The sequence below is a fragment of the Streptomyces hygroscopicus subsp. hygroscopicus genome (assembly GCF_001553455.1).
GTDB classification, from domain to species: Bacteria; Actinomycetota; Actinomycetes; order Streptomycetales; family Streptomycetaceae; genus Streptomyces; species Streptomyces hygroscopicus.
The window spans coordinates 1-895 of sequence record NZ_BBOX01000452.1; the positions used below are offsets into that span (position 1 = coordinate 1).

1 protein-coding gene is annotated in these 895 nt (G+C 76.3%); it reads right to left on the bottom strand.

Translation table 11 applies throughout. From position 1 onward, the window contains the following. The coding region (locus AXW62_RS35700) for a PQQ-binding-like beta-propeller repeat protein (protein WP_159061030.1) at positions 1 to 895 on the bottom strand (895 nt) is incomplete at both ends.

Genomic DNA, 895 nt, shown 5'->3' on the forward strand with positions numbered 1-895 from the left:
AAACGCCACCGCACATCCCCGCGGGCGATGTCGAGCGCGAGCACCCGGGTCCCCGCCGAGACGTAGACCACCCCGTCGGGCGCCGACAGCAGACGCAACGGCACACCACCGCACGACGCCGCGTCGCCCACCGGATACGACCAGCGCTCCGCACCGGTGCGCGCCTCCAGGGCGCGCAGCCGCGCGTCCGACCACACATAGACCGTGCCGTCGTGGACGACCGGGCCGGACTCGGGCGTCTCGAAGTCGGTCTGGAGGCCCTGCATCTCCCACAGCAGCTCGCCGTTGGCCGCCTCCCACGCCTGGACGCCACCGCCGCGCGTCCCGGTGACGACCGTGCCGCGGTCGACCTTGAGGGAGTAGACCCAGCCGTCCATCGACAGCCGCCAGCGCTCGGCGCCGTCCTCCGCGTCCAGCGCGTACAGCGTGGGGCCGTCGGAGGCGTGGATCCGGCCGTTCTCCACGGCCATCGCCCACGCCACATCGCGCGTCTTGAACTGGCGCCGGCCAGTGCCCACGTCCAGCGCGTGCACCTCGAACGAGGTCACGTACAGCAGGTCGCCGGCGACGGCCGGGGTGCCCCACACATCGTTCGACATGCGGAACCGCCACGGGCGCCAGCGGCCCGGCCCGGCTCCCCCGGCCGGCGGCTCGGACGGCTCGGCCGACGGGGAGTGCGTCGGTGGCGGGACGGCGGCCGTACCGTCGCCTCCGTTCAGCCCTCCGCTGGTCACTCCGGCCGGCGGGCGCACCCAGCCGGTCGCGGGCCCGGTGCCGTGCTGCGGCTGCGGCTGCGGCTCCCGCGCGTCGGCGGCCCGGAGCCCCGGGCCGATCGGCACCTGCGAACCGGGCAGCCGCACCGACCCGTCGGTCCCGGCGGGCACCGGGGCGGGCG